We start from the raw sequence: 14,070 nt of genomic DNA, 5'->3' as shown, positions 1-14,070 counted from the left end.
GCGACGACGGGTTCTCGGCATGCAGCGACGCCGGCAACCAGTCGTGCTGCAGCGCGAGCACCGTCTTGATGACCCCGACGATGCCGGCCGCGGCCTGCGTGTGGCCGACGTTCGACTTCACCGAGCCCACCGCGAGCGGCGCCGTGCGGCCGGGACCGTAGGTGTCCATGAGGGCGTGGGCCTCGATCGGGTCACCGAGACGGGTGCCCGTCCCGTGCGCCTCCACGTAGTCGACGTCGACGCCGCGCAGACCGGCCTGGTCCAGTGCCTCGGTGATGACGCGACGCTGGGCGGGACCGCTCGGCGCGGTGAGCCCGTTGCTCGCGCCGTCCTGGTTCGCGGCGGTGCCGCGCAGCACCGCCAGCACCCGACGCCCGTCGCGCTGCGCGTCGCCCAGCCGCTGCAGCACGAGGACGCCGGCCCCCTCGGCCAGACCGAAGCCGTCCGCGTCGTCGGCGAAGGGCTTGCAGCGGCCGTCCGCAGCCAGGCCGCCCTGGCTCTCGAACTCCGTGAAGGCACCGGCGCTGCTCATCACCGTGACACCCCCGGCGAGCGCCAGCGAGCACTCGCCCCGGCGCAGCGACTGCACGGCCAGGTGGGTCGCGGTCAGGCCGGAGGAGCACGCCGTGTCGACCGACAGGGCGGGCCCCTCGAGGCCGAGCGTGTACGCGACCCGCCCGGACACGACGCTCGAGGCGTTGCCGATGCCGACGTACCCGAGCAGCTCGTCGGGAGCCTCGTCGGGTCGCGGTCCGTAGTCCGACGCCCCGACCCCCGCGAACACGCCGGTGGCGCTGCCCCGCAGCGAGCGCGGGTCGAGCCCGGCCCGCTCCACGGCCTCCCACGCGACCTCGAGCAGGATCCGCTGCTGCGGGTCCATCGCGAGCGCCTCGCGCGGCGAGATGCCGAAGAAGGCGGCGTCGAAGCCGGCGACGTCGTCGAGGAAGCCGCCCCGGCGCTCGCCCGGACCAGTCGGCCAGCCCCGGTCGGCCGGCGCGACCGACACGGCCTCGCCGTCGGAGACCAGCACCTGCCACAGCTGCTCGGGCGTGTCGATGCCGCCCGGCAGCCTGCACGCGACGCCGACGACCGCCACGGGCTCGCGGGACTGCGCCGTCACCTCGTCGAGCTCGGCCGTCACGGACTCCAGCTCGCCCAACGTGCGCTTGAGGTACTGCCTCAGCCGCGCCTCCACCGTCGACCCGGCCGCCTGGCCGCCACGATCGTCGTCACGTCCTGCGTTCATCGGTCCTGGTCCCCCTCAGCGCCCAACCGGGCGTCGAGCAACGAGAACAGCTCGTCGTCGCTCGTGTCGTCGTCGACGAGCGCCGCGGCCGCGGCACCACCGTCCCGTGCACGTCCCTCGACCTCGCCCGCGGGCAGGACGTCGAGCAGTCCCCGCACCCGCGACCCGAGGTCCGCGGGCAGCTGGTCCGGCGTGGCGTCGCGCACCGCCCGCTCGAGCGCGGCCAGCTGCTCCTCCAGCGAGGAGGCGTCGTGCTCCACCACCGGCTCCAGGTCCTCCAGCAGCCGTTCGGCGACCGCCTCGGCCGTCGGGTAGTCGAACACGAGGGTGCTCGGCAGCCGCACCGACGTCGCGTCGCGCAGGCGGTTGCGCAGCTCGACCGCGGCCAACGAGTCAAAGCCCAGGTCGCGGAAGGCACGCTGCTCGGGCAGCTGTGCCGCGCTGGAGAAACCGGCCACGGCAGCGGCGTGCGCGCGGACCAGGTCCAGCACCTCCGTCCGTCGCGCGTCGGCGTCCAGACCGCCCAGCCTCGACGCCCAGTCGGCGCCCCGCTCGTCGCGGTCGGGCCCGGTCCCGCGCCGCCCGCGCGTCGGCACCACGCGGTCTCTCGGCGCCACGCGGGCCCTCAGCACCTCGGGGACCACGTCGGCCTCGGCGAGCGCGTCGACGTCGAGCGCCATCGGGTACAGGACCGGCTCGTCCGAGCCGAGCGCCTCGTCGAGCAGCTCGAGCGCCCGAGCGCGCGACAGCGGGGCGACCCCGGTGCGGGCGATCTGGTCCTCCAGGCCACGCGTCAGGTCGCTAGAGTCCTGCCAGAGTCCCCATCCGAGCGCGGTCGCCCGCGCGCCGCGCGACGCACGTCGCGCCACGCACGCCTCGACCACCGCGTTCGCCGCGGCGTACACCCCCTGTCCGGGTCCGGCGAGCACCGAGGCCGCCGAGGAGAACACCGCGAAGAGGCCGAGGTCGAGATCCGCCGTGAGCTCGTCGAGGTGCTGCACGACGTCGACCTTGGGAGCCACCACGGTCTCCACCGCGTCGGCGTCGATGGACACCACGAACGAGTCGGCGAGCACGCCGGCGGCGTGAACGACGCCCACGAGCGGGTGCTCCGCGGGGACGCCTCGCACGACCTCGGCCAGGCGGGCGCGGTCAGTGGCCTCGCACGCGACGACGTCGACACGAGCCCCCTCGGCCTCGAGCTCGGCGACCAGGTCAGCCGCGCCCGGAGCGTCCGGGCCGCGACGGCTGACCAGCAGCAAGTGCCGGACGCCGCGGGTGGACACCAGGTGGCGCGCCACCAGCGATCCCAGCGTCCCGGTGCCGCCCACCACCAGCACGGTCCCCTCGAGCGGAGCCGGACGGGACTGCTCGACGACGAGCTTGCCGACGTGTCCGCCGCGGCTCATCTCCGTGAGGGCCGCGCGCAGGTCGGCCAGGGGTCGCGCACTGACCGGCACGGGCGGGACCCGTCCGCCGGCCAGGAGGTCGACGACCGTGCGCAGGATCTCGCCCAGCCGGTCGGGCCCGACCTCGCCGAGGTCGAACGGCAGGTAGCGCGCCGCGACGTCGGCCGGGTCGCGCAGGTCGGCCTTCCCGAGCTCGACGACCACGCCGTCCGGGGCCACCAACCGGATCGTCTCGTCCAGCAGCGGCCCGGTGAGGGAGTTGAGGACGACGTCGACGCCCCGGCCACGGGTGTGGCCGAGGAAGGCCTCGGCGAACCCGGAGGTCCTCGACGAGCGCACCTGGTCCGCGGGGAGACCGCGGGCCTGGACCGCATCGTGCTTGGCCGGCGACGCGGTCGCCAGGACGTCGGCGCCGGCGTGCAGGGCGAGCGACACGGCGGCCATGCCGACACCGCCGGCAGCCGCGTGCACCAGGACGGTCTGCCCCCGCTGCACGCCGGCCAGGTCGTGCAGCGCGTAGTAGGCCGTGGTGAAGGCGATGGGGACCGCCGCACCCTCGGCGAACGACCAGCCCGGGGGCAGCGGGGCCACGAGCCGCGCGTCGGTGACGGCGCGCTCGGCGTACGCACCGGCGAACAGGCCCAGCACCCGGTCGCCGACCTCGACGGAGGTGACCCCCTCGCCGACGGCCTCGACGACCCCCGCGGCCTCCGTGCCCATGAGGGCGGCGTCGGGATACACCTGCAGCGCCAGCATGACGTCGCGGAAGTTCAGGCCGGTGGCGCGGACCGCGACCCGGACCTCGCCCGGACCGGGCTGCAGCTGCGAGGCGGGGACCTTCTCGAGCACCAGCCCGTCGATCGACCCCGAGCCCGGCGCGACCCGCTGGCCCGCACCCGGCACCCATGAGGTCGGCCGGTCCTGCAGGCGGGGCACCAGCGTGAGCCCGTCGCGCACCGCGACCTGCGGAAGGTCCGGTCGCGCGGGGACGTCGAGTGCGCCGTCGACCAGCAGGAACCGGTTGGGCGACTCCGCCTGCGCCGCCCGCAGGACTCCCCACACGGCCGCGGGGCCCGGCCGCGCGGGCGGGTCGTCGGCCCCGACCCGCGCAGCGCCGTCGGTGACCACGACGAGACGAGCACGGCGACGGTCGGTCGCACCCCAGCGTCGGACCACCTCGGCCGCCCAGGCCACGGCGCGCCGCGTGGCCGTGATCGGGTCCGGGTCGTCGTCGACGTGCCGCAGCACGACGAGGTCCGCGTCGGGACGTCCGGGTGCGTCCAGCTCGTCGAGGGTCGTGACCTCGACCGTGGTGACGGTCGGCGCCGGCCCGTCCGGCTGCGCCGGGACCCAGGTGAGCGACTGGAGCGTCCCGCTGCGCAGGTCGGTGCCGGCCGAGGCGTCACGGACGACGATGCCGTCGACGGTGAGCACCGGCACGCCGGCGGGCGTGACCACCTCGAGCGATGCGTCCGAGCGGGGGTCGCCGCCGAGCACCACGCGCAGCGCCCCGACGACCGGACCGTGCACCCGGACGCCGTTCCACGCGAAGGGCAGCCGGCCAGACTCCGCGGCGGCCACCCCGAGGGTCTGCGCCACCACGTCGAGCAGCACCGGGTCGACGACGAACCCGTGCCGCGCCGCCGGGACCTCGACCTCGGCCAGCACCCGCTCGCCGGCACGCCAGGCACGGCGCAGGCCCCGGAAGGCCGGGCCGTACTCGAAGCCGAGGCCGGCGAGGGTGTCGTAGTGCCCGGCAAGCTCGATCGCGTCGGCATCTGCAGGCGGCCACGCCGACCCGCCGGACGTCGGTCTGGTGGTCGACGCGTCGGCGCCCAGCACGCCGCTGGCCTGGAGCGTCCACGTGGGGTCCTGCATGCCGTCGGGCGCGGCGTGCACCTGGAGGTCGCAGCGGCCGCCGTCGTCGGGGCCGACCACGAGGCGCAGGCGCAGACCACCGGCGGCCGGCAGCTCGAGCGGCTCCTGCAGGAGCAGCTCCTCCAGGACCGGCAGCCCGACGAGCTCGCCCGTGGCCAGGGCCAGCTCGACCAGGACGCTGCCCGGCACCAGGCGCCGACCCTCGACCACGTGCTCGGCGAGCCAGGGGTGAGCGTGCGGGTCGAGGCGCCCCACGAGCACCCGCTCCCCGCTGCCCGGGACCTCGACGACGGTGCTCAGCACCGGGTGCTCGACACCGGGCAGACCGCTGTCCGTCACCGGGGCAGGGCGGTGGCGGCGGGGCCAGAAGCGCTCCCGCTGGAAGGGGTAGGTGGGCAGGTCGACGAGCCGGCCGTCGGGCACGGTCGTCGCCGGCTCGACGCTCGCGCCGTGGACGAACGCCTCGCCCGTCGCGCGAGCGAGCTCGCGCGCGCCGGGGCGGTCGCGCCGCAGGGTCGCCACCACGTCGACGTCGGCGCCGAGGTCGTCGGCCACGTCCTGCACGCCCCCGAGCAGCACGGGGTGCGGGCTGGCCTCCACGAAGAGGTCGTGACCGTCGCGGACGAGTGCCTCGACCGTCTCGGTGAAGCGCACGCGTCCGCGCAGGTTGTCGTACCAGTAGCCGGCGTCCATCGACGCGGAGTCGATCCGCTCGGCGGTCACCGTCGAGTACACGGGGACCTCGCTCGTGCGCACCCGCACGTCGCCGAGCGCGTCGACGACCTGCGCACGCACCCGCTCGACCTCGCCGGAGTGGGAGCCGTAGCCCACCGCGACGCGTCGGGGCTCGTGCCCGGCCTGCTCCACGGCGGCGCAGAACGCGTCGAGCTGCTCCACGGGTCCGGCCACGACCACCATGCGCGGACCGTTGACCGCGGCCACGGCGAGCTGGTCGGCCCAGGGGGCCAGCAGACGCTCCGCCTCGTCCGCCGCGACGGCGACCGAGACCATGCCACCGTCGCCGTCGATCTCGCGCAGCGCCCGGCTGCGCAGGGCCACGACGCGGGCGGCCTCGTCCAGAGACAGCGCGCCGGCCACGCAGGCGGCGGCGATCTCGCCCTGTGAGTGGCCGACGACGGCCGCCGGGACGAGTCCGTGCTCACGCCAGGTGCGCGCCAGGGACACCATCATCGAGAACAGGACGGGCTGCAGCACGTCGACCCGCTCGGGGTCCACGTCAGCCCGTCCCTCCACGACGTCGAACAGGTCCCACGTGACGTGGGCGGAGAGCGCCTGCGCGCACTCCTGCATGGACTGCCGGAAGACCGTCGAGGTCGCCAGCAGGTCCCGCGCCATGCCGTCCCACTGGGAGCCCTGGCCCGGGAAGACCAGCACGGCCCGCCGGGGTCGCGAGAGCGTCGGGCCGACCCCGTCGGCCGTCGGCGAGCCGTCGGCGAGCGCCTCCAGGGCGGCGACGGCGGCCTGCACGTCGTCGGCCGGCACCGCCGCGCGCCACTCCATCGCGCTGCGTCCGCGGCTCAACGTCCAGGCGACGTCGCGGACGTCGTGCGTGCCGTCGGCCAGCCGAGAGGCGAGCTGGCGGGCGGCGCCGCGCACCGCCCCCTCGCTGCGCCCGGAGAGCACCAGGGGAACGGCGCGGGCCGCGTCTGCGCCGGGTCGCTCGACGGTCCCCGCGTCCGGCGCCTCCTCGAGCACCACGTGCGCGTTGGTCCCGCTCACGCCGAAGGACGAGACGCCGGCGCGGCGGGGGCGCTCTCCCCGCGGCCACGGCACGTCGTCCTGCGCGAGCCGCAGCCCGCCGGACGCCCAGTCCACGTGCGGCGTCGGCTCGTCGGCGTGGAGGGTCCGTGGCACCACCCCGTGCCGCAGCGCGAGCAGCACCTTGAGCATGCCGGCCGCGCCGGCGGCCGCCTGCGTGTGCCCCAGGTTGGACTTGACCGACCCGACGTGCACCGGGCGGCCGGGGTCGCGGCCGTAGGTGGAGAGCAGCGCGCCGGCCTCGATCGGGTCTCCGAGCTGGGTCCCCGTTCCGTGCGCCTCGACGACGTCGACGTCCTGCGGGCCGAGACCCGCGTCGGCGAGCGCGGCCCGCACCACCCGCTCCTGCGAGGGCCCGTTGGGCGCGGCGAGGCCGTTGCTCGCCCCGTCCTGGTTGACCGCGGTCCCGCGCACGACGCCGAGCACCGGGTAGCCTAGCTCCGCGGCGCGCGACAGCGGCACCAGCAGCATGGTCGCGACGCCGTCGGCCAGGGCGAAGCCGTCGGCGTCGGCGGAGAACGCCTTGCAACGGCCGTCGCGCGCCAGTCCCTGCTGGGAGCTGAAGTCGACGAACGTGTACGGGTCGGTCATCACCGTGACACCGCCGGCGAGCGCCATCGAGCACTCGCCGCTGCGCAACGCACGGACGGCGAGGTGGACCGCCACCAGCGAGGCGGAGCAGGCAGTGTCGACGGTGAGCGCCGGCCCCTCCCACCCGAAGGTGTAGGCGACGCGTCCCGAGAGCACGCTCGCCGCGTTGCCCAGGCCCTTGTAGCCGTCGACCCGGTCACCCTCGCCGTCGAGCAGGCTCGCGTAGGACTGTCCGTTCATGCCGAGGTAGACACCCACGTCGCTGCCGCGCACCGCTTCGGGGTCGATGCCCGCGCGCTCCATGGCCTCCCACGACGTCTCCAGCACGAGCCGCTGCTGGGGGTCCATGGCGAGCGCCTCGCGCGGGGTGATGCCGAAGAACCCGGGGTCGAAGGAGGCAACGTCGTCGAGGAACCCGCCGCGGTCGACGTACGTGGTGCCAGGACGCAGGCCCTCCGGGTCGTACAGGCCCTCGACGTCCCAGCCGCGGTCGTCGGGGAAGCTCCCCGTGACGTCGGCACCGGTCCGCAGCAGGTCCCACAGGCCCTCGGGGCTGCGGATCCCCCCGGGGAAGCGGCAGCCGACGCCGACGATCGCGATCGGCTCCTCGGCGGCCCCGCGTGCCACGGGGCGCTCGTCCTGCGCGCCGGCCTCCGGGTCGACGAGGGCCAGCAGGTGGTCGGCGATCGCGTTCACGCTGGGGTGGTCGTAGACCAGGGAGGCGGGCAAGGTCAGCCCGGTGCGGGCGACGAGGCTCTTGCGCAGGGCGAGGGTGCCCAGCGAGTCGAGCCCCTGCTCGCGCAGCGCCCGGGTCCGGCTGACCCGCGAGGCCTGGTCCTGCCCCAGGACGTCGGCGGCGACGTCGGCGACCAGGACGCGCGCTGCCTCACGGCGCTCCTCTCCCCCGAGGGCGGCGACGGCGCGCAGCTCCTCGCTGCCCGCGTCGTGCGTCGGACCGCTCGGTGTAGGGCCGGCGGCGGCCGGTGCAGCCGGCTGCGCGAGACCGTCGAACAGCGCGGTGGGTCGGGCGGCGGAGAACTCGTCGGCCAGGGCCGGCCAGTCCGCGTCGGCGACGACGACGTCCGACGGGGCGGCGGCGAGGATCGACTCCCACGCCTCGAGCGCGCGCGGTACGGCCAGCGCCCGCAGCGCGCTCCCGCTCAGGTCGGGGGCGGCGTCGTGGCCCGCAGGCAGGTCCCAGGGCGTCCACGTCACGACGCTGGTGGCGTGCCCCTGCGACCTCCGCCGCGCGGCGGTGGCCTCGAGGTAGGCGGCACCGGCCGCGTAGGCGGCCATGCCTGCGCCACCCCACGTGGCGGCCACCGAGGAGCAGAGGACCTCACGCTCCAGCCAGGCACCGTCGAGCAGCTCATCGAGCAGGTCGGGCAGGGACGAGCGGGCGGACACGGTGCGTCGGAAGCCGTCCGCGTCGGCCTCGACGACGGGGGCGAAGACCGGGTCGGACTCCGCGTGCACGACGGCGGTCGGCTCGTCCTCGCCGATCGCGGCGCGCAGGTCGGCGAGGTCGACGGGGCTGGTCGAGACCCGGACCCCGCCCTCCTCCAGCTCCCGGACCAGCTGCGGATCGGGCGCACGGCCGACGAGCACGAGGCGGTCGGCCCCGTGCTGGGCGACCCAGCGTGCGAGGACCGCCCCCACGGGCGTTGCCGCACCGGAGACGAGGACGGTGCCCCGCGGACGCCACCGGTCCGACGTGCGGGCTCCGCCGTCGCGGAGTCGGCGGCCGAGCAGCCGGCCGCCCCGGACCGCCATGACGCTCTCGCGTCGCCGACCCCAGGCGTCGGCGAGGGACGCAGCGACCTCCTCGCTCGCGGAGGCGGGCAGGTCGACCACACCGCCCCAGGCGTCGCCCAGCTCCAGCCGGGCCACGTGGCCGATACCGTGCAGCGTCGCCTGCTCGGGGTGGGCGGGCACCTCTCCCGGTGCGGCGGCGACCGCCCCGGCCGTGAGCAGCCAGAGCGGCGCACCGGACGTCGTGCGGGCCAGCGCCTGGACGGTGCTGCGTCCCCACTCCGCCACGGCGACCGCGTCCTGGCCCGGCGACGGGGGCAGCACCACGGTGCCGGCCAGCCCGTCGGGCACCTCGGCGGTGCCGTCCGCCCAGGCGTCGACAACGGCGGTCGAGACGACCTGGGCGGTGCCGCCCGCGCGCCCGACCGCGTCGAGGACGACGTCGGACCAACCCTCGGCGGCATCGTCCGGTGTCACGACGAGCCACGTCCCGGCAGGTGCGGCGGTGCTGTCCGACCGGTCGAGCGTCGACCACTCGACGTGGTGCACCAGGCCCGCCGGACGGGCGCCGCCGCGTCTCTCGGACCGCCAGAAGCGACGGTGCTGGAACGGGTAGGTGACGGGCAGGGCGCGGCCCCGGCCACCGGGGGCGACCGTGCTCCACGCGATCTCGACCCCGGCGACGTAGGCCGCCGCCACGGCGCGCGCGAACCCCGTGGGACCGCCGTCCCCGCGGCGCAGGGTGGCCAGCACGACCGCCCCGTCGCCGCCGCTGCCGGACTCGACCGTCGCCGTGAGCGCCGGCAGGAGGACCGGGTGCGGACCCACCTCGACGAAGGCGTCGTAGCCCTGGTCCACCATCAGGTCGACCGTCTCGTGCAGCCGCACGCGCTCACGCAGGTTGCGGAACCAGTACTCCGCGTCGAGCCGGGAGCCGGCGAGCGGGCCGGCCGTCACGGTCGAGTAGAACGCGATCTCGCCGTCACGCGGGCGCACCTCGCGTGCGTGCCGGAGCACCTCCTCGCGCACGGCGTCGACGTGGGCGGAGTGCGACGCGTAGTCGACGTCGACGGTCCGCGCGGCGAGGCCGTCGCGCTCGCACGTCGCGACGAGGTCGGCCAGCGCGTCGCGGTCGCCGGAGACCACGACGGACCGGGGACCGTTCACCGCGGCGACCGACAGCGCCGAACCCCAGGCGGAGATCCGCTCGCGTGCCGCGTCCTCGTCGCACGCGACGGCGACCATGCCACCCTGCGACGACAGTCGACGCAGCGCCTGGCTGCGCAGCACCACGAGTCGCGCGGCGTCGTCGAGCGTGAGGATCCCCGCGACGTGGGCGGCGGCGATCTCGCCCTGGGAGTGACCGACGACGGCCGCGGGCTCGACCCCGCGGCTCCGCCAGAGGCGGGCGAGCGCCACCATGACGGTGAACAGCACCGGCTGCACCACGTCGACGCGCTCGAGGCCCGGCGCGCCGGGCTCCTGGCGCAGGACGTCGGCGACGGACCAGTCCTGCCACGGTCGCATCGCCGCGTCGCACGCGTCGACCGCCTCGGCGAACAGCGCGCTGGTCGCCATCAGCTCGCGGCCCATCTCGGGCCACTGGGAGCCCTGTCCCGGGAACACGAACGCCGTGGTCCGTCCGCCGGCGTCCGCCGTGCCCCGGACGACGTCGCCGTCCGGCTGGTCGCGACCCACCGTCGCGAGCGCGTCGAGGGCGGCCGCGGGGGTCGAGGCCACCACGACCGCGCGGTGCTCGAGGTGGGCCCGGGTGGTGCCCAGGCTCACGGCCAGGTCGGCCAGGTCGACCGACTCCGCGCGCAGGAGCCCCGCGACGCGGTGGGCCTGCTCCACCAGCGCCTCGGGCGTCCGCGCCGACATCGGCAGCAGGACCGGTCCGGAGACCGGTTCCCGGTCGACGGGGCCCGACTCCTCCTCGGTCGCGGGCGCCTCCTCGACGATGACGTGCGCGTTCGTGCCGCTGATGCCGATCGCGGACAGGCCCGCCCGCCGCGGACGGTCCGACCTCGGCCAGGGTCGCGCCTGGTCGAGCAGACGCACCGCGCCCGACGTCCAGTCGACGTGGGTGCTGGGCTCCTCGACGTGCAGCGTGCGCGGGAGACACTCGTGCTGCAGCGCCAGCACGACCTTGAGCAGCCCGGTTGTGCCGGCCGCGGCCTGCGTGTGCCCGAGGTTCGACTTCACCGACCCGAGGGCCAGCGGCTCCGACCGGTCCTGTCCGTAGACCTCGAGCAGCGCCCCCGCCTCGATCGGGTCGCCGAGGGCCGTGCCGGTGCCGTGCGCCTCCACCACGTCGACGTCGGCCGGCTCGAGACCGCACCGTTCGAGGGCGGCCCTCAGGACGCGCCGCTGGGCACGACCGCTCGGCGCGGACAGGCCGTTGCTCGCGCCGTCCTGGTTCACGGCGCTGCCGCGCACGACCGCGAGGACCGGGTGGCCGAGCCGCTGGGCGTCGGAGAGCCGCTCGAGGAGGACCAGGGACACGCCCTCGGAGAAGCCGAACCCGTCGGCGCCGGCGCCGAACGCCTTCGACCGCCCGTCGGCCGCGAGAGCGCGCTGACGGCTGAAGTCAACGAAGACGTCGGGCGAGCCCATGACCGCCGCACCGCCGACCACGGCCAGGCTCGACTCGCCCTTGCGCAGCGAGTCGACGGCGAGGTGCAGGGCGACGAGCGAGGACGAGCAGGCCGTGTCGACCGTCAGGGACGGACCCTCGAGGCCGAACGTGTACGACAGCCGGCCGGACGCGACCGAGGGCGCCGTCCCCGTCACCGCGTACCCGTCGGGGTCGCCCACGTCGCCCTCGCCGTAGCCGAACTTCGCCGCACCGACGAACACGCCGGTCGCCGAGCCGCGCAGCCCCAGCGGGTCCATGCCGGCGCGCTCGAAGAGCTCCCAGCACGACTCCAGCAGGATGCGGTGCTGCGGGTCCATGGCCTCGGCCTCGCGGGGAGCGATGCCGAACAGCTCCGGGTCGAAGCCCGTCGCGTCGTCGAGGAAGCCCGCCTGGTCGACGTAGCTCGTCCCGGGGTGGTCGGGGTCGGGGTCGAAGAGGCCGGTCAGGTCCCACCCGCGGTCGTCGGGGAAGTCCGACAGCGTCTCGCGCCCCGCGTCGAGCAGGTCCCACAGCTTCTCGGGGGTGTCGATCCCGGCGGGTAGGCGGCACGCCATCGAGACGACGGCCACGGGGTCGGACTCGAGCTGCTGCACCCGCCGCCGTGCCGCGCGCAGCTCGGTGGTCGCCCGGCGCAGCAGGGCTGCGGTCCGGTCCTGCGGGTCCTGCTCGTTCATCGTTCCTCCGTGGTCGTGCGTGGTGCCGGGCCCCTGGGTCGTGCGGTCGTCAGGTGCCACCGTCGTCCCCCAGCTCCCGGCCGAGCGCGGCGACGAGCTCGTCGAGGTCGGCCAGGAGCCGGTCGACGGCCGCCGCCCGCCCGGCGTCGTCGAGCGCGACGAGCTCCTGCTCCAGCCGGTCGAGACCGTCACCCTGCGTCCCCGACGGCGCCGCCGGGACGTCGACGTCCAGGCGGGTGTCGAGGTAGGCGGCGACCTCGGTGGCGTCGGCGTGGTCGTAGACGAGCGTGCTGCTCAGCGTCAGGCCGGACGCCTTCTGCAGGCCGTCGCGCAGGCGCAGTGCCGCGAGGGAGTCGAAGCCGAGGTCCTTGAAGGAGTCGCGCGGTCGGATCGTGGCCGGGTCGTCGTGGCCTAGGACGGCGGCGGCGTGGACGCGGACCAGGCGGAGCAGCCGGGCCCGACGCTCGACGGCCGGCAGCCCGGCCAGCTCGTCGCCCAGCCCGGGCGCGGCCTCCGCACCCGTCTCCTCGGCAGGCTCGGGTTCGTGCTGCGCCCCCTCGGTCGGGGTCCCGCCGCGCAGCAGGTCGAGCAGCGGACGAGGACGCGCAGCGCAGTAGGCGGCGGCGAAGGTGGGCCAGTCGATGTGGGCCACGACCGCGTTCGGGACGCCCACGGCCAGCACGCGCTCGAGCGCTGAGAGCGCGGCCTCGCTCGCCATGGGCGTCACCCCGCGGTCGCGCAGGTAGTCGACCGCGGCCTGGTCCTGCGTCATGCCGCCGGTCTCCCACAGGCCCCACGCCACCGACGTCGCCGCCCGACCCGCGGCGTGACGGCGGCGGGCCAGGGCGTCGAGCGCGGCGTTGCCGGCGGCGTAGGCGGCCTGGCCGTTGCTGCCCCAGACCGCCGCGCCGGAGGAGAAGAGGAGGAAGAGTCCGGCGTCGGGCACGAGCTCGTCGAGCAGCGCGGCGCCCGTCGCCTTCACGTCGAGGACCCGACGCAGGGACGCCTCGTCCATGTCGGCCAGCGCCTGGTGCTGCGGCAGACCGGCGGCGTGGACGACGCCGGTCACGTCGTCGTGGACCGACAGCGCGGCACGCAGGCTCGCGCGGTCGGTGACGTCGCACGCCTGCACCGTGACCTCGGCCCCGGCGTCCCGCAGCTCCGCGACCAGCTGCTCGACGCCCGGCGTGCCCGGTCCGCGGCGGCTCAGGAGGGCCAGGCTGCGCGCCCCGCGCCCGATCAGCCAGCGCGCCGTCACGGCGCCGAGCCCGGAGGTCCCGCCGGTCACCACGACGGTGCCGGTGGGCGGGACGTACGGGCCGCTCGCCGCCACCTCGTGCGGGACGAGCCGTCGCGCGCGCACCCGTCCGTCGCGCACGGCCACCTGGTCCTCGGCACCGCGCAGCGCCGAGACGACCGCGTCGACGTCGAGGGCCGGCGGTGCCTCGGACGCCGACGCGGCCGGCAGGTCCACCAGACCCGTCCAGGCAGCGCCGCGCTCGAGCCCGGCGACCTGGGCGAGCGCGCGGACGGACGCCTGGTCGGGCCGCACCCGGGCTGCGTCGTCGTCGCTCACGACCACGGCCGACGTCGTCGCCACCCAGACCGGGCCCCGGTGGTCCTGCAGCCGAGCCAGGAGCGCCAGCGTGGCCGAGGCGTCGCCGGAGTCGACCGCCAGCAGCGAGAGGACGCCGTCGCCGGGCCGCAGCTCGTGTCCGAGCTCAGCGGGAGCGACGACCCTCGCGTCCGCCCCGTCCGCCCGGAGGGCGTCGCCCAGCGGGCCCGCCCACGGCGGCGGCGGACCGTCGTCGGGGACGACGACCCACCAGCGCCCGGGGACGGGCTGCTGCGGGGTGCGCTGCTCCGGGACCTGCTGCTCGGGGCGGGGAGTGACGCTCGTCCACGTCTCGGTGAGGAACCAGCCGGCAAGCGGGTCCTGGACCTGCGCGCGTCGCGGCGTGAGCCAGTACCGACGCTGCTCGAAGGGATAGGTCGCGAGGGGCACGACCTGCGCGGGAGCCAGCAGCGCCCGCCAGTCGACGTCGAGGCCCGCGGCGAAGGCGGCGCCGGCCGCGCGGACCAGCCGGCCGACCTCCTCGACGT

General features: G+C 76.2%; 3 protein-coding genes. All 3 read right to left on the bottom strand.

The window, feature by feature from the left end:
• A partial coding sequence (locus A6Q79_RS06880) for a polyketide synthase (protein ID WP_317697321.1) occupies window positions 1-1,246 on the bottom strand: 1,246 nt, incomplete at its 3' end.
• Entirely contained in the window at window positions 1,243-11,967 is a 10,725-nt protein-coding gene (locus A6Q79_RS06875; protein WP_286689257.1) for a type I polyketide synthase, read from the bottom strand. The genes A6Q79_RS06875 and A6Q79_RS06880, both read right to left, overlap by 4 nt.
• Before the next feature lie 49 nt (window positions 11,968-12,016).
• On the bottom strand, window positions 12,017-14,070 hold a 2,054-nt coding region (locus tag A6Q79_RS06870), incomplete at its 5' end, for a beta-ketoacyl reductase (RefSeq protein WP_317697314.1).

It is taken from the genome of Aeromicrobium sp. REDSEA-S32_B7 (genome assembly GCF_001626145.1).
In the GTDB taxonomy this organism is placed as follows: domain Bacteria; phylum Actinomycetota; class Actinomycetes; order Propionibacteriales; family Nocardioidaceae; genus Aeromicrobium; species Aeromicrobium erythreum.
The sequence above is the reverse complement of the archived record's forward strand: the minus strand, read 5'-3'. Positions and strand labels throughout refer to the sequence as shown.

What these genes read in the sequence shown, in the direction of transcription:
- A6Q79_RS06875 (WP_286689257.1), bottom strand. Translation starts at nt 11,967, where the DNA reads ATGAACGAGCAGGACCCGCAGGACCGGACCGCAGCCCTGCTGCGCCGG.